This window comes from Nocardioides panacisoli (assembly GCF_039537325.1).
GTDB classification, from domain to species: domain Bacteria; phylum Actinomycetota; class Actinomycetes; order Propionibacteriales; family Nocardioidaceae; genus Nocardioides; species Nocardioides panacisoli.
Genome location: NZ_BAABAH010000002.1, coordinates 348,489 through 373,828 on the forward strand (window position 1 = coordinate 348,489; position 25,340 = coordinate 373,828).

Consider the following 25,340-nt stretch of genomic DNA (forward strand, 5'->3'; position numbering starts at 1 on the left):
CCCTAGACTCCCGAAGTCGAACCGAGCCCGATGAGGAGCCCCACCGTGCCCGACGTCAAGCCGCTGAAGAAGGTCCTGATCGCCAACCGCGGGGAGATCGCGGTCCGGGTGATCCGTGCGTGCAAGGACGCCGGGATCGGGAGCGTGGCGGTGTACGCCGAGCCGGACCGCGACGCCGTGTTCGTCCGGCTGGCCGACGAGGCCTACTCCCTGAACGGCTCGACGCCCGCGGACTCCTACCTCGACATCGCCAAGATCATCGCGGTCGCCGAGCAGTCCGGCGCCGACTCGGTGCACCCCGGCTACGGCTTCCTCGCCGAGAACGCCGAGTTCGCGAAGGCGGTGATCGACGCCGGGCTGGTCTGGATCGGCCCCTCGCCGGAGGCGATCGACGCGCTCGGCGACAAGGCCAAGGCCAAGCAGATCGCGCAGAAGGCGAACGCGCCGCTGGCTCCGGGCACCAAGGAGCCGGTCAAGGACGCCGACGAGGTCGTCGAGTTCGCCAAGGCCAACGGCCTGCCGGTCGCCATCAAGGCGGTCTTCGGCGGCGGCGGTCGCGGCCTCAAGGTCGCCCGCACGCTCGAGGAGATCCCCGACGCCTACGAGTCCGCGGTCCGCGAGGCCGTCGGCGCCTTCGGGCGCGGCGAGTGCCTGGTCGAGAAGTTCCTCGACAAGCCGCGCCACGTCGAGACCCAGTGCCTGGCCGACAAGCACGGCAACGTCGTGGTGGTCTCCACCCGAGACTGCTCGCTGCAGCGCCGGCACCAGAAGCTGGTCGAGGAGGCGCCCGCGCCGTTCCTCTCCGAGGACCAGCTCAAGCGGCTCTACGACTCCTCCAAGGCGATCCTGAAGGAGGCCGGGTACGTCGGCGCCGGGACCTGCGAGTTCCTCGTGGCCGCCGACGGCACGATCTCCTTCCTCGAGGTCAACACCCGCCTGCAGGTCGAGCACTGCGTGTCGGAGGAGGTCACCGGGCTGGACCTGGTCCGCGAGATGTTCCGCATCGCGGCCGGGGAGGAGCTCGGCTACGGCGACCCGGAGATCAGCGGCCACTCCATCGAGTTCCGGATCAACGCCGAGGACGCCGGCACGAACTTCATGCCGGCGCCGGGCACCCTGACCGCCTGGAACCCGCCGTCCGGCCCGGGTGTGCGCCTGGACTCCGGCTACGTCAACGGCCAGACGATCCCCGGCTCGTTCGACTCCTTGATCGCCAAGCTGATCGTCACCGGCCGCGACCGGCAGCAGGCCATCGAGCGCTCGCGGCGCGCGCTGGCCGAGTTCGAGGTCGACGGCATGCCGACCGTCATCCCTTTCCACCAGGTCGTGCTCGAGGACCCGGCCTACGTCGGCGCCTCCAACCCGACCGGCGAGGGCTCCTTCGGCGTCTACACGACCTGGATCGAGACCGAGTTCGACAACCAGATCGCCCCCTACGGCGGCGAGCGCGGCGAGGCCGAGGACGACGGCGAGCGGCAGACCGTCGTCGTCGAGGTCGGCGGCAAGCGGCTCGAGGTCAGCCTGCCCGGCGGCCTGGGCGCGATCTCGGCAGGTCCCGCCGCCGGCGGCGGCAAGAAGCCCAAGCGCTCGGCCGGCAAGAAGGCCGGCGCGACGGCCTCCGGCGACTCCGTCACCAGCCCGATGCAGGGCACGATCGTCAAGGTCGTGGTCGAGGAGGGCCAGGAGGTCGCCCAGGGCGACGCCGTGGTCGTCATCGAGGCGATGAAGATGGAGCAGCCGCTCAAGGCGCACAAGGCCGGCAAGATCACCGGGCTCAAGGCCGAGGTCGGGGCGACCATCGGCAACGGCGAGGTCGTCTGCGAGATCAAGGACTGACGCCTGGCACCATGGCGCCGTGAAGTCCCTGACGTCCGCCGCCGTCGTCGGTCTGCTGCTCCTGACCCTGGCGGGCTGCGGCGGACCTTCGTTCAAGTTCGGCGCCGACCTGGCCGCGCCCGCGCGGTCGGCGTACTCCGGCGGCGACACGGCACCGGGCGAGGACGGTCGCGTCGACCTCGAGATGGACGACGGCACCCGCGTGGTGATCTGGATCGACCCCCGGCACATCGAGACCGTCTACCAGCAGCACTCCGATCCCGACGACCCCGGCTCGTGGACCGAGCCGAAGGTGCTCTACACCGCCGGGGACGGCTGCCTCTTCGTCAACGCCGCCACCAAGGGCGACGTGGTCGCGGCGACCCTCGGCTGCTACGGGAGCGATGCCTTCCTCCAGCAGGCGCCCGACCAGGGCCAGGCGGTCGTGACGACGGACCTCGACGACTGGCGCCTCTACGACGCCGGCGAGCTCTGGGGGGAGCCGCAGATCGCCGGTGAGTCCGTCGACTGGACCGAGTCCGACGTCGCGTGGAGCCAGGACCGCGGGTTCTCCGGCTGAGCCGCTGAGGTCGGCCGACCAAGCGCCGGCGGGATGCTCAACCTAGGAGTTGCGGCGGTCGGCGCCCGTGTTGTCGACGGCTGCGCCGGCTTCGGCAAGATCCCGCGCCGGCACGAGGCCGAGGTCGTCGGCGAGCGCCGCGAGATGGTGCTCGAACAGGTCCTCGGGGTCGCCGAGGCGGTCCGGGCCGTACTGCCCGAACACCTCGAAGCTGACCGCGCCGAACAGAGCGGACCAGACCAGCGCGCCGCGGACGAGCGCAGCATCGGGCAGGTCGACGTCGAACTGGTCGCGGACGCCGTCGAGGCCGGTCGCGAGCGCTTTCGTCACGCGCGCTGGGGGCGGAGGCTCGAGCCGGCCCGCGGCACGCGCTGCGGCGGCGATCTCGAGCATCGTGCGCGGGACCCGCGTCCCGGGCGCGGTCGTGCGGTCGCCCGGGGCCGCGTAGCCGGGTACGGGGCCGCCGTAGAGCAGGGCGTACGTCGCGGGCTCGGCGAGCGCCCAGGTGCGCACGGCCCGCCCGAGCGCCAGGAAGCGCTCTCGGTGCCGGTCCTCGGGTACGCCGCCCACGGCCGCGTCGACCGCGTCGCCGAGCTCGTCGTACCCGGCCACGACAAGGAGGGTCAGCAGCTCGTCACGACTCTTGACGTAGCGGTAGACGGCCGAGGACACGACGCCGAGGTCGCGGGCGACCGCGCGCAGCGACAGCGCGGCGGCCCCTTGCTCGGCGAGATGCCGGCGGCCGATCTCGACGATCTCCTGCATGGTCTGGAGCCGGGCGCGGTCCCTGGGAGTGGGCATGCCGCCGAGCATACAGAGCATCGGCATCAAATGTGAGCACCGCTCTTGCTTTTCTGGTCCGTCAGTGCCAGAGTCATTCCTGAGAGCACTGCTCTCTCATTCACCCTGATCACGGAGGACCCCATGAACTCGCTCCACGTCGTCACCGGCGCCGGCCCCGTCGGCACCACCGTCGCGCTCCAGCTCGCCGACGCCGGCCACCCCGTCCGCCTGCTCACGCGCTCCGGCAGCGGCCCCGAGCACCCCCTGGTCGAGCGCCGCAAGGTCGACGTCTCCCGGCCCGAGCTGCTCGACGAGGCGTTCGCCGGCGCGGTTGCCGTCCACCACTGCATCCACGGGTCGGCGTACACCGCGGCCGCCTGGCGCGCCGAGCTGCCCGAGGCCGAGCGGCTGGTGCTCGAGGCTGCGGGCCGGGCCGGCGCGGTCGTCGTCTTCCCCGAGAGCCTCTATGCCTACGGCCATGTCGACGGACCGATGACCGAGGACTCGCCGCGCGATGCCGACTTCGGCAAGCCGGCCGTCCGGGTCGAGCTGCTCGCGGCGCGCGCCGCCTCCCCCGCGCCGACGGTGAGCGTCGCCGCCTCGGACTTCTTCGGCCCGCACGTGCGCAACGCGCACGCCGGCGAGCGGATGGTCCCCACCGTGCTGGCGGGCAAGACCGTGCGTGTGGTCGGCAGCCTCGACCAGCCGCACTCCTGGACCTACGTGCCCGACCTGGCCGCGGCGATGATCCGCGCCGCCGGGACGCCCGAGCTGCACAACTCGTTCGTGCACGCGCCGACCAACCCGCCGCGCACCCAGCGGGAGATGGTGGCGGCGGTCGCCGCGGCCGCGGGCGTCGCGAAGCCCAAGGTGGGCGTCATCCCCGCCGGGGTGATCCGGGCGATCGGCCTGGTCCACGGTGAGACGCGCGAGCTCGCGGAGATGAGCTACCAGTTCACGAAGCCGTTCGTGCTCGACTCGACGCAGAGCGAGGCACGGCTCGGCCTGGCGCCGACGCCGTTCGACGTCGCGGTCAAGACCACCGTCGACTGGTGGCGCCACCAGGCATGATGAGCGCGTGCCGAGCGAGATCGAGACGTCCTACCGCCCCGAGCGCGACGGCCGGCCCGACCCGGGCGAGGTCTGCTGGGCGTGGGTGCCCTTCGAGGAGGACGCCTCCCGCGGCAAGGACCGCCCGGTCCTGGTGATCGGCGCCGACGGCCCCGACGGTGACGCGGTCCTGAGCTGCCTGGTGATGACGAGCAAGGACCACGACCGCGACGCCGAGCAGGAGGCCCGCGCCGGCCGGCACTGGATGGACGTCGGCACCGGCGCCTGGGACCGCGAGCGCCGGCCCAGCGAGGTGCGGCTGGACCGGCTGCTCGTGCTGAAGGAGTCGGAGGTGCGGCGCGAGGGCGCCGCCCTCGACCAGAAGACCTTCGACGCGGTCCTCGCCGCCCGCGAGCGGTACGCCTGAGTTAGGGCGTCGGCTCGGCGTCGCGTCGCTGACGAATCATCACGGTATGCAGGCGACTCGGCGCTTCCCGGGTGGGATTCCGCACGGGAGGTGACCATTCGGCTGCATACCGTGATGATTCGTCACCCGCCCGCTCCCCGGTGCCCGAAGCACTCCCCAGCAGGACCTCGAGTGCGTCAGCCGGCAGGTGCGGCGCAGCTGCCGAGCTCGAGGGAGTCGCAGACGGCGGCGCCGTCGGCATCGCGGCCGATGTCGTTGCCGTCCTCGCCGTACAGCTCGTCGGCGGTCGAGGCGCCGCCGTCGAGGATGTCGTCACCGGCGCCGCCGCGCAGCGTGTCCGCGCCGTCGCCGCCCGTGATCACGTCGTCACCGGTGGGGCCCTGGACCACGTCGTCGCCGCCGCGCATCAGCGCGGTCAGGGTGCCGCCGTCGACGGTGAGGCTCTCGGCGACGTTGCGTCCGATGTAAGTCCACTCGATGTCGCCGGAGAGCGCCAGGGTCTCCCAGCGCTCCAGACCGCCGCTGGTGCCGAAGACGATGATGGAGGACGACCCCTGATTCAGCCGGGCGCGCTGTGCAGCTGCGGGAAGCGTCAGCGACAGCGCGTCGGCGCCGCGCCCACCGTCCAGCCACAGCGCGTCCTGGGGAGCCGTGTCGGAAGACACCGTCACGGTGTCGTCGCCACCGCCGCCGTTCACCACGCTCCCGTAGTCCGCGGTCACGGTCAGGGTGTCGGCGCCACCGCCGCCGTTGACGAGCTCGAAATCGCCCGTCGACGTGACCCGGTCGGCGCCCCCGCCACCATCGATGTAGCCGAAGCCGGCACCACTGTCGGACACGTCGTCGTCGCCGGCGCCGCCCACGATCTGGTCGTCGCCGGTTCCGCCGTGAGCGCGGTCGTTTCCTTCGCCGAGGCAGATGACGTCCCGGCCGCCGCCACCCCGCACGACGTCGTCGCCGCCTTTGGCCAGGATGACGTCGGCCCCGGGCGTGCCGACGATCGCGTCGTCACCGTCCGTGCCGACGATCGTCGCGTGCTTGGGCGAGCACTCCCCCACGGCCGTGTCGTGTGCGTGGGCGCCGTCCGCGACCGCGACCGGCACCGTCGTACCGACGATCGCGACCGCGACCACACCTGCGCGCGCGAGCAACCTGCTGACCATCCGAGACCTCCCCCTGGCCGCCCTCCCTGGGCGAGCCCGGCGACTTTACGTTCCGCGGGGCGAGCGGCGCAGCGCTTCCGGGATTTCGGTTCCGCGCCGGTCACTAGGGTTGCCGCATGTTCTCGAAGGTGCTCGTGGCGAACCGAGGCGAGATCGCGATCCGGGCGTTCCGGGCGGCGTACGAGATGGGCGCCCGCACGGTCGCCGTGTTCCCTTACGAGGACCGCGGCTCCGAGCACCGGTTGCGCGCCGACGAGGCCTACGAGATCGGCGAGCGCGGCCACCCGGTGCGCAGCTACCTGGACCCCGACGAGATCGTCCGGGTCGCGGTGGAGTGCGGGGCGGACGCGGTCTACCCGGGCTACGGCTTCCTGTCCGAGAACCCGGCTCTCGCCGAGGCGTGCCAGAACGCCGGCATCACGTTCGTCGGACCCACCTCGGAGATCCTCGAGCTCACCGGCAACAAGGCACGGGCGATCGCGGCGGCCAAGGAGGCCGGCGTACCGACGCTCCGCAGCGTCGACCCGTCCACGGACGCCGACGCCCTCACCGAGGCCGCGTCGGAGCTGCCGTTCCCGCTCTTCGTCAAGGCCGTCGCGGGCGGCGGCGGCCGCGGCATGCGGCGCGTCGACGACCCGGCGAAGCTCAAGGAGGCGATCGAGACCTGCATGCGGGAGGGCGAGGCCGCGTTCGGGGACCCGACGGTGTTCGTCGAGCAGGCCGTGGTGGACCCACGCCACATCGAGGTGCAGATCCTCGCCGACGGGACCGGCCCGGACGGCGTCATCCACCTGTTCGAGCGCGACTGCTCGGTGCAGCGGCGGCACCAGAAGGTCGTAGAGATCGCGCCGGCGCCGCACCTCGACCCCGAGCTGCGCGACCGGATCTGCGCCAGCGCCGTGGCGTTCGCGCGGCACATCGGCTACCGCAACGCGGGCACCGTCGAGTTCCTGCTCGACCCGGAGGGCAACTACGTCTTCATCGAGATGAACCCGCGGATCCAGGTCGAGCACACCGTGACCGAGGAGGTCACCGACGTCGACCTGGTCCAGTCGCAGCTGCGGATCGCGGCCGGCGAGACCCTCGCCGACCTCGACCTCTCGCAGGACTCGGTCCGGCTGCGCGGTGCCGCCCTGCAGTGCCGGATCACCACCGAGGACCCCGCCAACGGCTTCCGCCCGGACACCGGCAAGATCACGACCTACCGCTCCCCCGGCGGTCCGGGCGTCCGGCTGGACGGCGGTACGACGTACACGGGCGCCGAGGTCAGCCCGCACTTCGACTCGATGCTCGCCAAGCTGACCTGCCGCGGGCGCACCTTCGACAAGGCGGTCGAGAAGGCCCGGCGCGCGCTGGCGGAGTTCCGGATCCGCGGCATCTCCACCAACATCGGCTTCCTCGAGGCGGTGCTGGCCGACCCCGACTTCGCCGCCGGCCGGATCACGACCGCCTTCATCGAGACCCATCCGCGGCTGCTGACCGCACGCCCGAGCGCCGACCGCGGCTCGAAGCTGCTCGCCTACCTCGCGGACGTCACCGTGAACAAGCCGTACGGCGAGCCGCCGGTCTCGGTCGACCCCCGCGACAAGCTGCCCGAGGTCGAGCTCGCCGTGCCCGCACCCGACGGCACCCGCCAGCAGCTGCTCCACCTCGGCCCCGAGGAGTTCGCCCGGCAGCTGCGCGCGCAGGACCGGGTCGCCGTCACCGACACCACGTTCCGCGACGCGCACCAGAGCCTGCTGGCGACCCGGGTCCGTACCAGCGACCTGCTCGCCGTCGCCGGTCACGTCGCCCGGATGACGCCGCAGCTGTGGTCGATGGAGTGCTGGGGCGGGGCGACGTACGACGTCGCACTCCGCTTCCTCTCCGAGGACCCGTGGGAGCGGCTGGCCGAGCTGCGCCAGGCGCTGCCCAACGTCTGCCTGCAGATGCTGCTCCGCGGCCGCAACACGGTCGGCTACACGCCGTACCCGACCGAGGTGACGACGGCGTTCGTCGAGGAGGCCGTCGCGTCCGGGCTGGACGTGTTCCGGATCTTCGACGCACTCAACGACGTGTCCCAGATGCGACCGGCGATCGACGCGGTGCGCGAGACCGGTACGGCGCTCGCCGAGGTCGCGCTCTGCTACACCGGCGACCTGTCCGACCCCGGCGAGAAGCTCTACACGCTCGACTACTACCTCGGCCTCGCCGAGCAGATCGTCGACGCCGGCGCGCACGTGCTGGCGATCAAGGACATGGCCGGGCTGCTGCGCGCCCCGGCCGCCCGGCGGCTGGTCACCGCGCTGCGCGAGCGGTTCGACCTGCCCGTGCACCTGCACACCCACGACACTCCGGGCGGCCAGCTCGGCACCCTGCTCGCGGCGATCGACGCCGGCGTCGACGCGGTGGACGCGGCCACCGCGTCGATGTCCGGCACGACGTCGCAGCCGAGCCTCACCGCCCTGGTCGCGGCCACCGACCACTCCGACCGCGAGACCGGCCTGGACATCGCTGCGGTCAGCGCGCTCGAGCCCTACTGGGAGGCGGTGCGCCGGGTCTATGCGCCGTTCGAGTCCGGGCTCGCCTCACCCACCGGCCGCGTCTACCGGCACGAGATCCCCGGCGGTCAGCTCTCCAACCTGCGGCAGCAGGCGATCGCGCTCGGCCTCGGCGAGAAGTTCGAGCAGATCGAGGACATGTACGCCGCCGCGAACGACATCCTCGGCAACATCCCCAAGGTCACGCCCTCGTCTAAGGTGATCGGCGACCTCGCCCTCGCCCTCGTCGGGCGCGGCGCGGACCCGGCCGACTTCGCCGAGCACCCCGACAAGTACGACATCCCGGCCTCGGTCATCGGCTTCCTGCACGGCGAGCTCGGCGACCCGCCGGGCGGCTGGCCGGAGCCGTTCCGGAGCAAGGCGCTCGAGGGCCGGGACTGGACCCCGCCGGCGGCCGAGCTCGACGACGAGCAGCGCGACGGCCTCGGGCAGGGCAGCGCGACCCGCCGAGCGACGCTGAACCGGCTGCTGTTCCCCGGCCCGACCAAGGACTTCGAGGCCGCCCAGGCGAGGTACGGCGACGTCGCCGTCCTGCCGACGCTGGACTACCTCTACGGCCTGCGCCGCGGCGAGGAGCACGAGATCGACCTGGCCGAGGGCGTGAAGCTGCTGGTCGGCCTCGAGGCGATCAGCGAGCCGGACGAGCGCGGGTTCCGCACCGTGCTGGCCACGCTCAACGGCCAGCTCCGGCCGGTCGCCGTCCGCGACCGCAGTGTCTCCGCCGACGTCGCCGACACCGAGAAGGCCGACCCGGACGACCCGGGCCAGGTCGCGGCGCCGTTCCAGGGCGCGGTGACCGTGACCGTCGAGGAGGGCGACACGGTCGAGGCCGGCGCCACGGTCGCGACGATCGAGGCGATGAAGATGGAGGCCGCCATCACGGCGCCGAGGGCCGGCACCGTGCAGCGGCTCGCCATCCAGGGCACCCGCCCCGTGGAGGGCGGGGACCTGATCCTCGTCCTGGGTTAGCTGTGGATCTCGCAGTTCACCGCGACCTCGGTGCCGCAGATGTCGCCACCCGGACCGCCGTCGGCCCGGTCGAAGCCCTTGCTCCCGCTGAGGATGTCGTCGTCACCCAGGCCACGCAGCACGTCGTCGCCCGCCTTGCCGTCGAGGAAGTCGCGCCCGCTGGTTCCGGTGATCCGGTCGTTGCCGCGGCTGCCGCGGACCAGGTTGATGCTGGCCAGCGTCAGGCTCCCGTCCTTCCAGCGCGCGGTCCCCGCTGACAGGTCGATCAGCGCGCCGGTCTTCACCTTCTGCAGGTTGAGGCCGTCGGCGCCCTTCCCGCCGTCGGCGTCGCCGGTCGCCTTGCGGATGGTCAGCAGGAACAGGTCGTTGCCGCCGTCGCCGAAGCCGGCGGAGCCGCCCTTGCCGAAGCTGATGTGGTCGTTGGCGCCGCCGCCGTGACCGGTCGCGCCGCGGGAGAGCTTGAGCAGGTCGACGTCGCCGCCGCCGTACGCCGATCCGCCCCGCGGCTGCAGGATGTCGCCGCCCGCGTCGCCGCGCAGGGTGGCGCCGCGCCCGATGAGGAGGTCGTTGCCGCCGGCGCCGTCGATCACGTCCGCGCCGGCGAGACCGTCGAACGCGTCGTCCTCCGGACCGCCCTGCATCGTGTCGACCTGACGGGTGCCGCGGACCAGCTCGACCTGGCCGTACTCGTCGCTGCCCGCGCCCGTGATCGTCGCGGTCGCGCCGTCGACGGTGATGCCGACGGGCACGTTGACGTAGGTCAGCAGGTCCTTGCCGCCGTTCCCGGCGATCTTGTCGTCGCCGTCGGCCTCGACGATCGTGTCGTCGCCGCTGCCGCCGAAGACCTTGTCGTCGTCGTTGCCGCCACCGATCCGGTCGTTGCCCGAGCCGCCGGCGACGATGTCGTCGCCGTCGCCGCCGGAGATGACGTCCTTGCCCTGGCCGCCGCAGATCACGTCGTTCGACGAGTCGCCGTGGTAGGTGTCGTTCCCCTTGCCGAGGAACACGACGTCGGTCAGCAGCGGCGTGCCGGACAGGTCGTCGTCACCGTCGGTGCCGACGATCGTCGCGGCCTGGCCGCGGCACATCGGCACTGCGGAGCTGGGGGCCGCCGCGGCGGTCAGCCCGACGGCGGCCAGCAGGCTGGCGATCAGGGTCGTCAGGAACATACGCATGACGGGACCAACGATGCGGGCGGGCAGGGGTTCTGAAAGATCTGCCGGTGACCACGGGGTGAGACGGTTGCCGAACGTCACTACTCACCCGACCCGGAACCAGGTCGAGCGCAGCAGGAGGTCGCTGCGGAACCGGTCTCCGCTCACCGCGACCGACCCGCGCCCGCCGACGACCCGCACGCGCAGCGCCCGCCCGTTCCAGGCGCCGTTGCCGTCCCGGCGGGTCACCTTCAGCCGCCGGAAGTCACCGATCGACGGGTAGGCGCGCTCGATCGCGGTCGCCGGGACGCGGACGGTCCAATGTGCGTAGGGGTTGCCCGACCAGGGGTCCCACGGGTCCCGGGCCGCGCGCAGGTAGGGCTCGTCGGCCTCGACCGTCCAGCCGCCGTTGCTCGCCGAGAACTGGGTGAACGCCGGCTTCCCGCCGCTGGTGAGGACCTGGTGCCGGGTGGCGCGCACCGCGGCGTCCGACCCGGGCTGCTCGGCGCTCGCGCCGCCGTACACCTGGCACGACGAGGTGTCGCAGATCTGGTAGTCGGACGCGACCGGGTTGCGCCGCTCGAACGCCGCATAGGTGCGGGCCGCGACGGCCTGCGCCTTGAGCGCCTCGGGGTCCCAGGAGGCGGGCATCTCCTGCGGCACCACGCCGCGCAGATAGCTGTCCAGCGGCAGGACGTTGACCGTCTCGCGGCCGCCGCCGACGATCGCGGAGCGCAGCGCCCCGCGGTAGCGCGTGGAGCCGCCCGGGTGGAACAGCCGGATCGGTCGCCCGCCGGCGGTGAGCTCCGCCTCGCCCCTGATGTCGCGGACGCTGTGCCAGCCGTCCGTGAGTACGGCGACCTGGCTGTCGCGGCCGTGACCGGTCGGGACGATCCGCCACCGCTTGGCCCCCTGCTGCGACAGCGGCCAGCTGTCGCCGGTGGCGACGCTCCGTACCCGGAGCCGCGACCTGTTCGCGACCACCACGTCGTCGGAGGTGTCCGCCGAGATCTGCACCGACACCGTCCGTCCGGCCGTCCCCCAATCGGTGCCGGGGTAGTAGAAGCGCAGGATCTGGCGGTAGCTCTTGCCGTCCTGGGTGGCGGCGCCCTGGGCGCCGTACTGGGACATCCCGTGCCCGTGGCCGTAGCCGCGGCCCTCCAGCTGGATCGACGCGGGTCCGCGGCGCGCGCTGCCGTGACCGTCCGGACCGGCCGGAGTGTGCGCGACCGCGGGGGCACCGATCGCGACGAGCGCGGCTGAGAGCACGGTCACACTGGCGAGCAGGCGCATCCGTCCGAGGGTAACGGCAGATTTCAGGCGCCCAACCCCCGCGCAATAGTCTCTGGGCATGACCGAGCAGCAGACGCAGGCACCCGACCCGACGCGCACCGAGCCCGGTGCCGTCGCGGTACCGGACAAGCCTGCGCTCGAGGGGCTCGAGCAGAAGTGGGCCGAGAGGTGGAAGGACGCCAAGACCTACGCCTTCGACCGGACCCAGCCGCGCGAGAACGTCTACGCGATCGACACCCCGCCGCCGACCGTCAGCGGCAGCCTGCACGTCGGGCACGTCTTCTCCTACACCCACACCGACCTCATCGCGCGCTACCAGCGGATGCAGGGCAAGTCGGTCTTCTACCCGATGGGCTGGGACGACAACGGCCTGCCGACCGAGCGCCGCGTCCAGAACTACTTCGGCGTCCGCTGCGACCCCTCGCTGCCCTACGACCCGGAGTTCACGCCGCCGGAGAAGCCCGACCCCAAGCGGCAGATCCCGATCAGCCGGCCGAACTTCGTCGAGCTGTGCGAGCAGCTGGTCGAGCAGGACGAGAAGGTGTTCGAGTCGCTGTGGCGCACCCTCGGCCTCTCGGTCGACTGGGACACGACCTACACGACGATCGGCGCGAGGGCGCAGGCCGTGAGCCAGCGCGCGTTCCTGCGCAACCTCTCCCGGGGCGAGGCCTACCTGCAGGAGGCGCCGACGCTCTGGGACGTCACCTTCCAGACCGCGGTCGCACAGGCCGAGCTCGAGGCCCGGGAGTACGCCGGCGCCTACCACCGGGTCGCCTACCACCGCCCCGACGGCAAGCCCGTCTACGTCGAGACCACCCGGCCCGAGCTGATCGCCAGCGCCGTCGCGCTGATCGCGCACCCGGACGACGAGCGCTACCAGGAGCTGTTCGGCAGCACCGTCACCTCGCCGGTCTTCGGCGTCGAGATCCCGGTCCTCGCCCACCCGGCCGCCGAGATGGACAAGGGCGCCGGCATCGCGATGTGCTGCACGTTCGGTGACCTCACCGACGTCACCTGGTGGCGCGAGCTGCAGCTCCCCGTCCGCACCGTCATCGGCCGCGACGGCCGGTTCGCCCGCGAGACGCCCGAGTGGCTCCGGTCGGAGGCCGCTGCGTCGGCGTACGAGGACCTGAAGGGGAAGACCGTCCACTCCGCCCGCGAGGCGATGGTCGCGAAGCTCAAGGAGACCGGCGACCTGGCCGGCGACCCCAAGCCCACCCAGCGGATGGCGAACTTCTACGAGAAGGGCGACAAGCCCCTCGAGATCGTCTCCACCCGCCAGTGGTACCTCAAGAACGGCGGCCGCGACGTCGCCACCCGCGAGGCGATGCTCGCCCGCGGCGCCGAGATCGACTGGATCCCGGCGCACATGAAGCACCGCTTCGACAACTGGGTCGGCGGCCTCAACGGCGACTGGCTGATCTCGCGTCAGCGGTTCTTCGGCGTCCCGTTCCCGGTCTGGTACCCGCTCGACGAGGAGGGCGAGCCGACGACAGACAACCTGCTGCTGCCGACCGAGGGTGAGCTGCCCATCGACCCGTCGACGCAGGCGCCCGCGGGCTACACCGAGGACCAGCGCGGCAAGGCCGGCGGCTTCATCGGCGACCCCGACATCATGGACACCTGGGCGACGTCGTCGCTGACGCCGCACATCGCCGGCGGCTGGGAGCAGGGTGCTGAGGGCGAGGACCTGTGGCAGCGGGTCTTCCCGATGGACCTGTGCACCCACGCGCACGACATCATCCGGACCTGGCTGTTCTCACGCGTCGTCCGTGCGCACTTCGAGAACCACAGCGCCCCGTGGTCGCACGCGATGATCTCCGGCTTCATCGTCGACCCGGACCGCAAGAAGATGTCGAAGTCCAAGGGCAACGTCGTCGTCCCCAACGAGATCCTCGACAAGTACGGCGCGGACGCCGTCCGGTGGCGTGCCGCGATCGCCCGTCCGGGGCTGGACTCGCCCTTCGACGAGACCCAGATGAAGGTCGGCCGCCGGCTGGCGATGAAGGTCCTCAACGCCTCGAAGTTCGTCCTCGGCTCGGTCGGCGCGACGGAGCTCTCGACCGTCCTCATCACCGAGAAGGTCGACACCGCCCTGATCGGCCGGCTGGCCAACGTCATCGTCAAGGCGACCGAGGCGTTCGACGCCTACGACTACACGACCGCGCTCGAGACGACGGAGAAGTTCTTCTGGGAGTTCTGCGACGACTACCTCGAGCTGGTCAAGGAGCGCGCGTACGCCGCACCCGGCGAGGACGGCCAGGACGACCCGGCGACGCGCTCGGCCAAGGCCACGCTCGCCACCGCGCTCGAGGTCCAGCTGCGGCTGCTCGCGCCGTTCCTGCCCTACGTCACCGAGGAGGTCTGGTCGTGGTGGCAGGAGGGCTCGGTCCACCACGCCGCCTGGCCCACGGTCACCGCGCTCGGTAGCGCCGCCGCCGAGGACGCCAGGATCATCGACTCCGTCGCCGCTGCCCTCGCCGGGATCCGGGGCGCCAAGTCGCAGGCCAAGGTCAACATGAAGACCCCGCTGGCGCGGGTCGAGGTCAGGGGCCCCGAGAAGCTCGTCAGGGACGCCGAGTCGGCCGCCGACGACCTCCGCGCCGCCGGCAAGATCACCGGCGACCTGGTCTTCACCGTCGACGACTCGCTCGCCGAGCTCACGGTCGACGCCGAGATCGAATCGCCCACCGAGTAGCCGGCCCTTGGTGGTCGAGGAGGTCGCGCAGCGACCGTCACGAGACCCGGGGCCTACGAGCCACCCTCGGGCATCGCGGCGAGCACGCTCTTCGCCGACTCCAGGATCCGGTCGGCCTGGTCGCTGCTGATGTCGCCGTCGACCTCGGCGTGCGCGGTGTCGGCGACCAGCTGGTGCACGGCCTCGCGCGCCCTGTCGTAGTCACCGGCCTCGATGGCGGCGTCGACCTTGTCCAGCCGGTCGGACAGCGCCGGCACCGCCGTGCCCGGCGGCTCGTCGCTCGAGCAGCCCGCCGGACCCACCGCGAGCACCGCAGCCGCGACTGCGACACCGACCCGCCGCACCGCGCTCATCCCCCGTCCCCGTTCACGGCCTGGTGCAGGTCCGACAGCGGCTCCCGTAGCTGCGTCGGGGTGTTGCCCGGGAGGTCCGACGCCGAGCCGCCACCGGCGAAGACCGCGATCAGGACCAGGAACAGCAGCAGCGCCGCGACACCGCCGACGAGGGCCACGGTCTCGCGCGGCAGCGCCCTGACCCGGTCGACCGCCGCACGGGCCTTCTGACCGACGGGCTCACGCGGCTCGCCGGGCACCGCGCGCCGTACCTGCGTCGTCGTCGGCCCTGCGGCCGGCATCGGCCGCGTGACACCAGCAGGCGGCCCGGCCGCCCCGCGCGGGACCGTGGCCGCCACCTCGGCGGCGGTCGGACGATCCGCCGGCACCAGGGCGGTCATCGCCATCAGCAGGTCGCGCCAGGCCGGCGGGACGTCGGGCGGGACCGCCGGCGCACGGTGCAGCCGGGCCAGCGCCGCCTCGGCCGGAGCCCCCTCGTACTCGCGCCGCCCCGTCATCGCCTCGAGGAGCACCAGGCCGAGCGAGTACACGTCGGTCGCGCCGCTGACCTCTGCCCCCTCGACCTGCTCGGGCGCGAGGTAGGCCGCCGTACCGATCGTCTGTCCGGTCTGCGTGTGCCGGGTCGTCTGCTCGACCAGCCGCGCGACACCGAAGTCCCCGAGCTTCACGAGCTCGGGGCCGACCAGGACGTTGGCCGGCTTCACGTCCCGATGGACCACGCCTTGCGCGTGGACGTACGCCAGCGCCTCGGCCACCTGCACGGCGATGCTGCCGACGTGGTCGAGCGGCAGCGGACCCTGCCCGATCAGGGCGGCCAGGCTCGGGCCGTCGACCAGCTCCATCACCAAGAACGGCCGGTCCGGGAGCGGCGCGACGCCCGGCGGTCCGTGGTCGACCAGACCGGAGCCGAAGCCGGCGTCGAGCAGGGTGACCAGTCCGCGGTGCGACAGCACGGCGAGCGTGCGCGCCTCGGCGATGAACCGGTCCCGCGCGGCCTGGTCGCTCGCGTGGCTGAGCAGCATCTTGACCGCGACAGGGCGGTCGAGCCGTACGTCGGTCGCGCGGTAGACGTCCGCCATCCCGCCGCGGCCGATGACCTCGATCAGGTCGTACCGGTCTGCCAGCAGCGGCGGGTCCGCCGCAGCCGCCTCTTGCTCCGTACCTGTCATCGAACCTCCGGCCATGACCGCTTCTCCGGGGACGACCGCGCGCGACCCCCTGCGCGCCGACGTCGGTACCCGCGGAGGTGTCGCTCCACACAGGTATGGGCGACGGCAAAACGGGGCACCAGCGGATCATGTACATCGGACTCGGCATCGTCCTGCTCGTCCTCGGCCTGATCCTGGCCTTCGACGTGATCACCGTGGACCTCAGCTTCATCAACGACCAGGCCCTCGGCGTCATCCTGATCATCTGCGGCATCCTGGCGATCGTGCTGTCCTTCCTCTGGGCCCGCCCGCGGCGCGCTGCCAACCAGACCGTCGTCTACCGCGACAACGGACCGATGTGACCAGCGAAGCGCTCGCCGAGCGCGCCACTCCCGAGCACGACCACGATTGGCGCCTGGTGAGCGTCGAGACCGAGGACGGCGGCGTCCAGGTGCGCGAGCACCTGTGCGCCACCTGCTCCGAGGTCTTCATCGACGGCTGACCCTCCGGCGGCGACTCGGGCGCACATCCGGCCCTACCGCTGCTAGTCGCGCCGGCGCAACCAGGTGAGGACGGCGAGGACCCGGCGGTTGCTGTCGGTGCTGGGCGGAAGGTCGAGCTTGGCCAGGATGTTGCCGACGTGCTTGTTGACGGCGGCCTCGGTGACGGTCAGCTTGTCGGCGATCGCCAGGTTGGAGTCGCCCTCGGCGAGCAGGGCGAGCACCTCGCGCTCGCGCGGGGTGAGCCGGTCGAGGGGATCCGAGCGGCGCATCAGCTGCCGGACGACCTCGGGGTCGATGAGCGTGCCGCCGCCGACCACGGTCCGCAGCGCCTGACCGAACTCCTCGACGTCGACGACGCGGTCCTTGAGGAGGTACCCGACGGCGCGACCGCCCGCGGAGTCGAGGAGCTCCTCGGCATAACTGCGCTCGACGTACTGGCTGAGCGCGACGACGGGCAGCGGGCGCTGCGCGCGCAGCTGGCACGCCGCGCGCAGGCCCTCGTCGCTGAAACCGGGAGGCATCCGGATGTCGGTGACGACGAGGTCGGGGTCGTACTCCTCGACGGCGGCGATCAGGGCGTCGGCGTCACCGACGGCTGCGGCGACGTCGAAGCCGAGTCGCCCGAGGAGACCGACGAGCCCCTCGCGGAGCAGCGTGCCGTCCTCGGCGAGCACGACGCGGGTCATCGTGGCTCCGCGATCCGCATGCGCACCACCGTAGGGCCACCGGGCGGGCTGGACACCTCGAGCGTGCCGTCGACGGCGGCGAGGCGATCGGCCATCCAGGTCAGCCCGGAGTCCGGCCGGGGCATGGCGCCGCCGTGCCCGTCGTCGGTCACCTCGACCACGATCTCGCCGTCGACCCGGCTCACGCTGACCGTGGCGCAGGTGGCGTGGCTGTGCCGTACGACGTTCGTGAGCGCCTCGGACGCGGCGAAGTACGCCGCGCTCTCGACAGCACTGGCGGGACGACGATCGAGCGACGAGCTGACGGCGACCGGTAGCGGCAGGTCCGCGGTGAGCTGGTCGAGGGCGGCCACGAGTCCCACGTCGGTGAGCACTTTCGGGTGGATGCCCCGGACGAACGCCCGCAGCTCGTCCATCAGCACCTTGGCCTGCTCGTGGGCCGTCGCGACCCCTGCGGCTGCCGGGTGGTCGGCACCCAGCGCGTCCACCACCTCGAGCCGGGTCACGCCGAGTCCCATCGCGAGGGTGACCAGGCGCTGCTGGGCGCCGTCGTGCAGGTCACGCTCGATGCGCCGCCGCTCGCTCTCGAAGCTCTCGAGGAGGCGGGTGCGCGAGGCGTCGACGCGCGTCAGCTCCTCGGCCAGCGCCTCGCTCCGGTGCGCGTCGAGGGTGCGACGCAGGAGACCGACCTGGAGACATGCCCCGGCGGTCCAGCCGTAGACGACCACGACGAGCAGCAGCACTCCGAGTACGGCGACGAGCAGGGCGGAGGCCGGACCGTCGGCGTGCCACGCCCCCACGTTGATCGGGTCGTCGCGCGAGGCGAGGAAGGGAGCTGCCATCAGCACGACGGCTGACGTCCCGAACAGGCTCACCCCCGCGAGCACGATGCTCTCGAGGGTCAGGACGGCGACGAGGTAGCCCGTCTCGCGCCACCGCGTCGCCGTGAGCCAGCGATCCCGCAGCCAGTGAGCCGGGTCGGCGGGTGGCCGCGGCGACCGCGGAAGCGGGGTCGGATCGACGAGTCGGGCCCGCCAGCGGTCCAGGGCGATCAGCGGGGAGGCGAGCAGGGGCAGGAGGACGCCGCCGAGGGCAAGGCCGAGCAGGAGCAGGGCCGCCGCGGCCACGACCTGCCCGTGCGCCAGCCGGTCGATCGCTGCCCCGACCGGAACGATCACGGCGAGCGCCGGGATCATGAAGGCGGCCCAGACGACCGACGTCGCCACCGTGTGCAGCAGCGCTCGCCAGGGCCAGCGCGACATCAGGAACCGCCGTCGCCGCAGTGCCTGCCAGGCACTGGCGTCGGGAGGGCTCGCGGTTCGCACGGGGACACGCTACGGGCCGGAACGGTCCCGGTCGGTAGTGCTGGCGCTACCCCCGAGACGCCCGCTGGACGGCGTGCTCGGAGCCCTCGGAATCGCTGGAATGGGAGCCATGGACAACGCCTCACTCGCCCTGAGCCTCTACGACGTACGACGCTCCTACGGTCGGGGCGGGAACGCGGTGACCGCTCTCGACGGTGTCACGCTCGAGGTGCCGGCACACTCCTGGACCGCGGTGATGGGCCCGTCCGGCTCGGGCAAGTCGACGCTGCTCCACGTGGCCGCCGGACTGGAGCGAGCCGACCGCGGCCAGGTGTGGCTGGCGGGGCACGACCTCACCCGCGCCTCCGAGGCGCTGCTGACCAGGCTCCGGCGTAGCGAGATCGGCTTCTGCTTCCAGTCCTTCAACCTGATGGGGGCGCTGACCGCGGCGCAGAACGTCGCTCTCCCGATGCGCCTGGGAGGGGCCAAGGTGGAGGGCAGTCGGGTGCACGACGTGCTCGCCTCCGTGGGCCTCGCCGACCGCGCCCGGCACCGGCCGCGTGAGCTGTCCGGTGGACAGCAGCAGCGGGTCGCGATCGCGCGGGCGCTGGTGACGGAGCCCGCCGTGCTCTTCGCCGACGAGCCCACCGGTGCTCTCGACACGGGCTCGGCCCGCTCTGTCCTCACCCTGCTCCGCGGACTCGTCGACCACCGGGGCCAGACGATCGCCATGGTCACCCACGACCCCGCCGCCGCGGCCCGGGCCGACACCGTCGTGTTCCTCGCCGACGGCCGGCTCGTCGACCGGCTCGAGCGCCCGGACGCCGCGCAGGTGGCCGCGCGCCTCGCAGCGCTGGAGGGCTGAGCGATGTGGTCGGTCGCCCTGCACACCGTCCGCGACCGCTGGACCCTGTTCATCGGCGCGGTGCTCAGCGTGGCGCTCGGCGTGGCGCTGGTGCAGTCCAGCAGCGTGCTCCTGGTGGCCGCCGACCGCGCCCACGCGGCGCCGGGCGCGACGCCCGCCGAGGCTCGCGCCATCCGGACGGCCGCCGACGGAGTCACCTCCCTGATGGGCATCTCCATCACCCTCGGCCTGTTCCTGACCGTGTTCATCATCGGGTCCACGCTCGCCTTCACCGTCGTGGAACGGCGACGGGAGCTCGCCCTGCTCCGCCTCAGCGGGGCGTCCCGTCGTCAGGTACGTCGCCTGCTCGTCGGTGAGGGTGTGATCGTCGGCGTGGTCGGTACCGGGCTGGGCGCGCTCATCGGACCTGTCGCAACCGCGGTCGAGCTGCGGTTCGTGCACCGCGCGGGCCTCGACGCGAGCGTTCTCGATCTCCGCTTCCCGTCCTGGATCCTTCTCGTCGACCTCGGCGCCGGCCTCGGCTCCGCGCTGGCAGGAGTTCTCGTCGCCGCGCGGAGGGCGGGGCGCGTCCGGCCGCTCGACGCACTGCGCGAGACCGGCACCGAGAGCCGGGTGATGACCGTCGGCCGCTGGACGTGGGGGCTGCTGTTCGGCGTACCGGCGGTGGGCGGCGCGCTGCTGGTCCAGTCCTCCGGCAACGTGCTGACCTCGGTCCTCGTCGGGTTGCTCGTGATCGTGGCCGGGTCGGTGGCGTTGCAGCAGCTGAGCCCGCTCGTCGTGCCCCTCGTCGCCCGAGCCTTCGCACTGCCCGCGCGTCGGCACGTCCTCGGCGAGCTCGCGCAGGCGGGGATGCGGGACGGCGTACGCCGTTCGGCCACCACGGCGGGTCCGGTGATCGTGCTCGTCGGACTCGTCGTCGGCCTCCTCGGGATCCTGTCGACGCAGACCGAGGCGACCCGCGTGGAGCGGATCCAGCAGAGCTCGGCCGACCTGGTCGTCGTGTCGCACGGCGACGTGAGCGACCGGATCCGCGCCGTCCCCGGCGTCGCCGTCGTCGACCCGGAGACGGACGTCGACGTTCCGCTGCAAGCACCTCGGGCTCGTGGCGGCTGGCGGCCGGTGGGGGCTGCGCTCGTCACCGCCGTCGACCCCGCCGGGTACACGCGGCTCACCCATCAGCCCCTCGACTCGGGCGAGCTGACCGCCTTCGCACCCGGCAGCGCCGTGCTCGGGCCCTCGGCCCTCGACGACGGACTGGGCGACCTGACCACGGTGCGCGTCGGAGGGCGGCAGCTCGAGGTCGTCGCTCGCGTGGACACCACGATCGCGGGCGGCGCCGACGTACTGGTCGACCGGGCGGACATCCCGGCCGCCCGGCTCCGGCACGCGCCGACGACGACCTTCGTCGAGATCGCACCCGGGACGCCCGTTGCCGACGTGCGCCGCGAGCTCGCCGGCCTCGGGACGGTGTCCACGGTGTCGGAGTGGGCCGACGACCTCGCCCGCGAGCAGTCGACCGAGAACGGCAGCGTGATGCTGGCCCTGGCCGGGCTGGGGGGCTTGTACGCCTTCCTCAGCCTGGTCAACGCCGTGGCGGTGGGGACCGCGCAGCGACGGCGCGAGTTCGCCGTCGCCCGGGTCACCGGCGCGTCACGCCGCCAGATGATCGCCGCCGTCGCCATCGAGTCCCTCGGCGTGGGCGCGATCGGCATCGCGCTCGGCGCCACTGTCGTCGCGGTCTGCATGCTGGGCATCCGGCACGGGATGGAGGCCACCCTGGGGGTGCCGGTCATGGAGATCCCCTGGGGGCTCGCCGCCGGTCTCGGCGCCGCCGTGCTGGTCGCGGGCGCCGCCGCTGCCGCAGCGGCCGGGTGGTCGGCCACTCGCGACGCGCCCATCCGGCTCGTCGCGGCCCGCGAGTGACCTCGGCGTACGACGAAGCCGGCTCACGCCGTCCGGAGCGCCTCGACCGGAAGGACCCGGACCGCCCGCCGCGCGGGAGCGACGGAGGCGACCAGCACGAGCGCGGCCGCGGCCGCGACGATCGTCGCGAGCACGATCCATGGCCGTCCCCACACGAACCCCTGGTTGTGGCCGCCGACGATGGACTGGGCCCCGACGGAGCCGAACACGATGCCGAGCACGACCCCGAGCGCGATCGCCGAGCACGCCAGCGCCGCCGCCTCCCGGACGACCATCTGCCGCACCTGGGTGCTGGTGAAGCCCAGCGCCCGCAGTACGCCGATCTCCCGGGTGCGCTCGATGACCGTGAGCGACATCGTGCTGACGAAGCCGACGGCGGCGATCACGGCCGAGAAGAGGATGACCACGACGAGGACCGCGGTCACCGTCGACAGCGCCGACAGCGACGCCTGCCGGTCGGCGGGGCCCTGCGTCCAGGAGGCGACCGACCTGCGCAGCGCGTCGGTGCCGGCGGCGAAGGTCGTCACCAGGGTCACGCCGATCACCAGGCCCATCGTCGTCCGCGTGGTGCGCAGCGGGTTCTTCACCGCGTTGCGCCGGGCGATCCGGGACGGGGGCGAGTCCCCCAGCGCCCGGCCGAGCCCGGCCACGGCTGCCGGGATCACCAGGCGGGCTCCGAGCAGCAGCCCGGCGCCGGAGGTGGCCGCACCGAGGAACGCCACGATGAAGCCGCTCGCCGTCGCTCGGCTCTCGCCGATCAGGACCGAGCCGAGAAGCAGCGCCACGCCGGCCCCGATGACGGCCATCGACGACCACGCGCGCAGGGCTCGGAGCGCCGCGACGGGGGGCCTCCGTCGCTGCGCCGAGCATCCCGGCGGCGGGCGGGACCCGCAGGACGCCGCGCGTGCCCACCCGAGCCGCGACCAGGGTGGTCAGCACGACCGCGAGGACGGGGGCGACCAGCCACGGGCTCACGACCGGGTAGTCCATCCGGCGCAGCGCCCCCTGGTCGACGAGCACGATCCGCATGATCCAGGCTGCCGCGGACCCGACCGCCGTGCCGGCGACGACGCCCACAGCGGCGACGACGGTGGTCCGCCGGGTGACGGCCGAGCGCAGGGACTTGGCCGACGCTCCCAGCAGCCGGAGCAGGGCGATGCGGGCCAGCATCCCCGCCATCACGGTGTCGATGCAGTTGACGATCACGACGGCGGAGACGTACAGGGCGATCGCGATGAACACGGTCGCGACCACGGCGAGGATCGCGCCGAACCCGGACGCGTCGCTGTTGGTCGCCAGGATGGCGCTGACCATCACCAGCAGGGCGGCGTACGCCCCGCCGATGCCGGCGACGACCGCGATGGTGCCGAGCTGGCGCACGGAGCCGAGGACCAGTGCGGCCTTCATGCCGCCCCCACCTCGAGGTCGATCAGCAGCCCGGCGATCTCCGCCGGGGTGCAGCGGTCGTGGTCGCCGACGATCCGGCCGTCCGCGATGAGCAGGATCCGGTCGGCACGCGCGGCGGCAACCGGGTCGTGGCTGACCATCGCGATCGTCTGGCCGTAGTCGTCCACCGCGGCGCGCAGGAGGTCGAGGACCTCCCGCGACGAGCGGGTGTCGAGGTTTCCGGTCGGCTCGTCGGCGATGACGATCCGCGGCCGGGAGCCGAGTGCCCGCGCGATCGCGACCCGCTGCTGCTGTCCCCCGGACAGCTCGGCGGGGCGGTGGTCGCGACGGGCGTCCAGGCCGAGGTCGGTCATCAGCCGGTCGACCCAGGCGCGGTCCTCGGGGCCGAGCCCTCGGCCGGCGAGGTCGAACGGCAGCACGACGTTCTCGTACGCCGTGAGCGTCGGCACCAGGTTGTAGGCCTGGAAGACGAAGCCGACGTGGGTACGGCGCAGCACCGTGCGCTCCTCGTCGCTGAGCCGGTGCAAGGGGTGGTGGTCGAGCCACACCTCCCCCGACGTCGGGTCGTCCAGGCCGGCGGCGAGGTTCATCAGCGTGGACTTGCCCGAGCCGGACGGTCCCATGACCGCGGTGAACCGGCCGGCCTCGATGTCGAGCGTGACGGCGTCGAGCGCCGTGACCGCGGCCGTCGCGCTCCCGTAGGTCTTGGTGGCGGCGCGGATCGAGAGCACCGGCGGGTTCGTCTGCGTCATGCGTCCCACGCTAGGAACCGGCGGAGCCTCTGCCATCTGTCTGCGGTCAGCTCCTGGAGTACCTCCTGCGATGTACGCGAGGCCTAGATCAAGCCGTGCTCGTAGGCGTAGACCACCAGCTGGACCCGGTCGCGGAGGCCGAGCTTCGACAGGATGCGCGAGACGTGCGTCTTCACGGTTCCGGTGGCCAGGAACTCGGCCTCGGCGATCTCGGCGTTGGAGAGACCCTCGGCCGCGCGCCGCAGGATCTGGCGCTCGCGCTCGGTCAGCTCGTCGTACTCCGGACCCGGCGGCCGGGTCGGCCTGGCCCGGAACCGCTCCCACAGCTGCCGCGTGGCACCGGCCGCCACGACCTGGCTGCCCGACGCCACCGCCCGGATCGCGGCCAGGAGGAAGGCGGGGTCGGCCGCCTTGAGGAGGAAGCCGCTCGCGCCGGCCTCGATCGCCGCCGCCGCGGCCTCGTCGAGATCGAACGTGGTGAGGACCAGGATGCGCGGGCACGCCTCGCCGAACCGCTCGCCCAGCGCCCGGGTCGCCGCGACGCCGTCGAGGCCGGGCATCTGGATGTCCATCACGACGACGTCGGGACGGGTCTGCTCGACCACCTCGACGGCCTCGGCGCCGTCGTCGGCCTGGCCGACGACCTCGAGGTCGGGTTGGGAGTCCACGACCATCGAGATGCCGGCGCGGAACATCGCTTCGTCGTCCACGAGGACGACCCGGACGCTCACCCGGCCGCGCCCGCGGGGATCCGCACGTCGACGATCCACAGGCCGTCCTGGCGTCCCGCCGACAACCGTCCACCGGCGGCGGCCACCCGCTCGGTCATGCCGCGCAACCCGTGGCCGGTCCCTCGTCGCGCCTCCGCACCCGGCTGCAGCGGGTTGGCGACCCGGAGCGCGTAGCCGTCCCGCCAGTCCTCCACCACCTCGACCGGACGACCGCGGTCGCCGTGCTTGAGGGCGTTGGTGAGTGACTCCGTCAGCACGAAGCCGGCGGCGTCGCCGACGTCGCCGGGATGCGCGGAGCCGTAGCGGGCGTGCTCGATCACCAGTCCGGTCCGGCGCATCCGGTCGATGACGCGATCGGCGATCGGCGCCGCGACCGCCGGTGACTGCTCGAAGCCCCGGAGCTCGGCCAGCAGGCCGCGTACGTCGTTCATCGCCGACCGGGCGGTCTCGCCGATGACGCTCAACGCACCCTCGGCGCGATCCGGGTCCTCGCGCAGGACGTACCGGGCGCCGTCGGCCTGGGCGGCGACCACGGCCCAGGAGTGCGCCACCAGGTCGTGCATGTCGGCGGCGATCCTGCTCCGCTCCTGCTCCTGGTGGTAGAGCTCCTCGATCCGCTTCTGCTCGGCGCCGGCGAAGGCTGCATCGACCTGCGCCTGGATCGCCTGCCGGCGCTGCCACCGCACGAAGCCGGCCGTCCAGCCGCCGCCGATGAACACAGCTGTCACTGCGGCCATGCCGATGCCTGCGGAGAGCGACGCGTCGAACATCTCGCTCCCGACGAGGCCGGACCAGAGGCCGGCACCGGCCACGGCGACGGCCGCGGCGACGAGGGCGGTACGTCGTACGGCACTCGACACGTGCGCGCCGAGCGCGAAGGCCAGGGGTGCGTACGCGACGTCGCCGTAGGCGGCGATCTCTCCGGTGAGGACCTGGATCAGGGCCGCGGCGACTCCTGTGGCGAGCACCAGCCAGGGCGAGACCCGACGGACCGCCAGGCCCAGCGACAGCACCAGCGTGGCCCACACCATCGCCGCCGACATCTGGAGCTGGATCGCGCTGAGCACGCCCGCGAACACCAGAGCCAGACCCACGTCCACAGCGACGCGGCGGATCGTGACGCGGGTGGCGTCACGCCATACGTCGGCCGGGGGCGGCGACCCCTCCGTGGTCATGGTCGCCATTATGCGCAGCGG

22 protein-coding genes and 1 pseudogene are annotated in these 25,340 nt (G+C 72.8%); 10 read left to right on the forward strand and 13 right to left on the reverse strand.

Going from position 1 to position 25,340, the window contains the following annotated elements:
- Positions 1 to 30 precede the first annotated feature (30 nt).
- Entirely contained in the window at positions 31 to 1,836 is a 1,806-nt protein-coding gene (locus tag ABD709_RS04655; protein WP_425575034.1) for an acetyl/propionyl/methylcrotonyl-CoA carboxylase subunit alpha, read from the forward strand.
- A gap of 19 nt (positions 1,837 to 1,855) precedes the next feature.
- Positions 1,856 to 2,395: a hypothetical protein gene (locus tag ABD709_RS04660; RefSeq protein ID WP_344772777.1), complete on the forward strand. Its 540-nt coding sequence runs from the start codon at positions 1,856 to 1,858 to the stop codon at positions 2,393 to 2,395.
- Between the two features lie 42 nt (positions 2,396 to 2,437).
- On the opposite strand, the gene ABD709_RS04665 is transcribed toward ABD709_RS04660, so the two are convergent.
- On the reverse strand, positions 2,438 to 3,196 hold the full coding sequence (locus ABD709_RS04665) for a TetR/AcrR family transcriptional regulator (protein ID WP_344772779.1): 759 nt from the start codon (positions 3,194 to 3,196) through the stop codon (positions 2,438 to 2,440).
- A gap of 123 nt (positions 3,197 to 3,319) precedes the next feature.
- Between ABD709_RS04665 and ABD709_RS04670 the strand changes: the two genes are divergently transcribed.
- Together ABD709_RS04670 and ABD709_RS04675 are read left to right on the forward strand one after the other, a co-directional pair.
- Positions 3,320 to 4,249 carry an NAD-dependent epimerase/dehydratase family protein gene (locus ABD709_RS04670; RefSeq protein ID WP_344772781.1) on the forward strand — a complete coding sequence of 310 codons (930 nt, stop codon included), beginning with the start codon at positions 3,320 to 3,322 and terminating at the stop codon, positions 4,247 to 4,249.
- 7 nt (positions 4,250 to 4,256) lie between these two features.
- Positions 4,257 to 4,655 (forward strand): type II toxin-antitoxin system PemK/MazF family toxin, encoded by a 399-nt coding sequence (locus ABD709_RS04675; RefSeq protein WP_344772783.1) that lies wholly within the window; start codon positions 4,257 to 4,259, stop codon positions 4,653 to 4,655.
- A gap of 176 nt (positions 4,656 to 4,831) precedes the next feature.
- Here the strand turns inward: ABD709_RS04675 and ABD709_RS04680 are convergent, their stop codons facing one another.
- Positions 4,832 to 5,818: a calcium-binding protein gene (locus ABD709_RS04680; protein WP_344772785.1), complete on the reverse strand. Its 987-nt coding sequence runs from the start codon at positions 5,816 to 5,818 to the stop codon at positions 4,832 to 4,834.
- 116 nt (positions 5,819 to 5,934) lie between these two features.
- Between ABD709_RS04680 and ABD709_RS04685 the strand changes: the two genes are divergently transcribed.
- Positions 5,935 to 9,327 (forward strand): pyruvate carboxylase, encoded by a 3,393-nt coding sequence (locus ABD709_RS04685; RefSeq protein WP_344772787.1) that lies wholly within the window; start codon positions 5,935 to 5,937, stop codon positions 9,325 to 9,327.
- Here ABD709_RS04685 and ABD709_RS04690 read toward each other — a convergent pair.
- Positions 9,324 to 10,502 (reverse strand): calcium-binding protein, encoded by a 1,179-nt coding sequence (locus ABD709_RS04690; RefSeq protein ID WP_344772789.1) that lies wholly within the window; start codon positions 10,500 to 10,502, stop codon positions 9,324 to 9,326. The genes ABD709_RS04685 and ABD709_RS04690 overlap by 4 nt on opposite strands.
- A gap of 84 nt (positions 10,503 to 10,586) precedes the next feature.
- Positions 10,587 to 11,774 (reverse strand): SpoIID/LytB domain-containing protein, encoded by a 1,188-nt coding sequence (locus tag ABD709_RS04695; RefSeq protein ID WP_344772791.1) that lies wholly within the window; start codon positions 11,772 to 11,774, stop codon positions 10,587 to 10,589.
- 58 nt (positions 11,775 to 11,832) lie between these two features.
- Here ABD709_RS04695 and valS point away from each other — a divergent pair, with 58 nt between their 5' ends.
- The gene (gene valS / locus ABD709_RS04700; RefSeq protein WP_344772793.1) at positions 11,833 to 14,472 is read left to right on the forward strand and encodes a valine--tRNA ligase; all 2,640 of its coding nucleotides are present in this window, start codon (positions 11,833 to 11,835) and stop codon (positions 14,470 to 14,472) included.
- A 53-nt stretch (positions 14,473 to 14,525) separates the two neighbouring features.
- On the opposite strand, the gene ABD709_RS04705 is transcribed toward valS, so the two are convergent.
- Together ABD709_RS04705 and ABD709_RS04710 are read right to left on the reverse strand one after the other, a co-directional pair.
- Positions 14,526 to 14,825, reverse strand: coding sequence for a hypothetical protein (locus ABD709_RS04705; RefSeq protein WP_344772794.1), 300 nt, complete (start codon positions 14,823 to 14,825; stop codon positions 14,526 to 14,528).
- Positions 14,822 to 15,994, reverse strand: a complete 1,173-nt coding sequence (locus tag ABD709_RS04710; RefSeq protein ID WP_344772795.1) for a serine/threonine-protein kinase — start codon at positions 15,992 to 15,994, stop codon at positions 14,822 to 14,824. The genes ABD709_RS04705 and ABD709_RS04710 overlap by 4 nt, the downstream gene beginning before the upstream one ends.
- Before the next feature lie 128 nt (positions 15,995 to 16,122).
- Here ABD709_RS04710 and ABD709_RS04715 point away from each other — a divergent pair, with 128 nt between their 5' ends.
- Both ABD709_RS04715 and ABD709_RS04720 read left to right on the forward strand, forming a co-directional pair.
- A complete protein-coding gene (locus ABD709_RS04715; RefSeq protein WP_344772797.1) occupies positions 16,123 to 16,335 on the forward strand; it encodes a DUF6458 family protein in 213 nt (70 codons plus the stop codon).
- A complete protein-coding gene (locus tag ABD709_RS04720; protein WP_344772799.1) occupies positions 16,332 to 16,475 on the forward strand; it encodes a hypothetical protein in 144 nt (47 codons plus the stop codon). The genes ABD709_RS04715 and ABD709_RS04720 overlap by 4 nt, the downstream gene beginning before the upstream one ends.
- Positions 16,476 to 16,517: 42 nt before the next feature.
- Here the strand turns inward: ABD709_RS04720 and ABD709_RS04725 are convergent, their stop codons facing one another.
- A complete protein-coding gene (locus ABD709_RS04725) occupies positions 16,518 to 17,162 on the reverse strand; it encodes a response regulator (RefSeq protein ID WP_344772801.1) in 645 nt (214 codons plus the stop codon).
- On the reverse strand, positions 17,159 to 18,487 hold the full coding sequence (locus ABD709_RS04730; protein WP_344772803.1) for a sensor histidine kinase: 1,329 nt from the start codon (positions 18,485 to 18,487) through the stop codon (positions 17,159 to 17,161). The genes ABD709_RS04725 and ABD709_RS04730 overlap by 4 nt, the downstream gene beginning before the upstream one ends.
- A 109-nt stretch (positions 18,488 to 18,596) precedes the next feature.
- Between ABD709_RS04730 and ABD709_RS04735 the strand changes: the two genes are divergently transcribed.
- Positions 18,597 to 19,331: an ABC transporter ATP-binding protein gene (locus tag ABD709_RS04735; RefSeq protein WP_344772805.1), complete on the forward strand. Its 735-nt coding sequence runs from the start codon at positions 18,597 to 18,599 to the stop codon at positions 19,329 to 19,331.
- A 3-nt stretch (positions 19,332 to 19,334) separates the two neighbouring features.
- Positions 19,335 to 21,254, forward strand: a complete 1,920-nt coding sequence (locus ABD709_RS04740; RefSeq protein ID WP_344772807.1) for an FtsX-like permease family protein — start codon at positions 19,335 to 19,337, stop codon at positions 21,252 to 21,254.
- 23 nt (positions 21,255 to 21,277) lie between these two features.
- Here ABD709_RS04740 and ABD709_RS04745 read toward each other — a convergent pair whose 3' ends face one another.
- The 5 genes and pseudogenes from ABD709_RS04745 to ABD709_RS04760 all read right to left on the reverse strand — a co-directional run bounded on the left by ABD709_RS04745 (position 21,278) and on the right by ABD709_RS04760 (position 25,319).
- On the reverse strand, positions 21,278 to 22,060 hold the full coding sequence (locus tag ABD709_RS04745) for an ABC transporter permease (RefSeq protein WP_344772809.1): 783 nt from the start codon (positions 22,058 to 22,060) through the stop codon (positions 21,278 to 21,280).
- Between the two features lie 124 nt (positions 22,061 to 22,184).
- A pseudogene (locus ABD709_RS21415) lies at positions 22,185 to 22,661 on the reverse strand (FtsX-like permease family protein); the annotation flags it as partial.
- Positions 22,658 to 23,413: an ABC transporter ATP-binding protein gene (locus tag ABD709_RS04750; protein WP_344772811.1), complete on the reverse strand. Its 756-nt coding sequence runs from the start codon at positions 23,411 to 23,413 to the stop codon at positions 22,658 to 22,660. The pseudogene ABD709_RS21415 and the gene ABD709_RS04750, both read right to left, overlap by 4 nt.
- Before the next feature lie 83 nt (positions 23,414 to 23,496).
- Positions 23,497 to 24,144, reverse strand: a complete 648-nt coding sequence (locus tag ABD709_RS04755; RefSeq protein WP_344772813.1) for a response regulator — start codon at positions 24,142 to 24,144, stop codon at positions 23,497 to 23,499.
- On the reverse strand, positions 24,141 to 25,319 hold the full coding sequence (locus ABD709_RS04760; protein ID WP_344772815.1) for a sensor histidine kinase: 1,179 nt from the start codon (positions 25,317 to 25,319) through the stop codon (positions 24,141 to 24,143). The genes ABD709_RS04755 and ABD709_RS04760 overlap by 4 nt, the downstream gene beginning before the upstream one ends.
- Between the last annotated feature and the right edge of the window lie 21 nt (positions 25,320 to 25,340).